General features: G+C 53.8%; 1 pseudogene. It reads right to left on the bottom strand.

Annotation, left to right across the window (positions count from 1 at the left end):
- Window positions 1-217: pseudogene (locus tag F1735_RS34480) on the bottom strand (DDE-type integrase/transposase/recombinase); the annotation flags it as partial.
- Window positions 218-340: the final 123 nt, after the last annotated feature.

Below are 340 nucleotides of genomic sequence, written 5' to 3'. Positions count from 1 at the left end.
CCGGATCGCCGTTCGCTCTCATGGCCTTGTCGAAGAAGCGCTTCGCCGCAGCCATGTCGCGCTTCGCGGTCAGCAGAAAGTCGACGGTCTTTCCCTGCTTGTCGACAGCGCGATAGAGGTATTTCCAGACGCCCTTGACCTTGATGTACGTCTCATCCATACGCCAACTGCCGCCGACCGGGCGCTTGTGTTTCCGGGCCATCTTCTCGATGAGCGGAAATTTGCAAGCTAGTTGTCGCCTAAATACGATTTTTACGCTGCTTTTTTGAGTGCTTGATTTTTCTCCTTTTTGGTGACGGCTTCCGTGACACTTTTTTCGGGATTGAGGTGTACGGTCGTC

The organism is Massilia genomosp. 1 (assembly GCF_011682185.1).
In the GTDB taxonomy this organism is placed as follows: Bacteria; Pseudomonadota; Gammaproteobacteria; order Burkholderiales; family Burkholderiaceae_D; genus Telluria_A; species Telluria_A rubra.
This window is presented reverse-complemented; position numbering and strand designations above follow the sequence as displayed.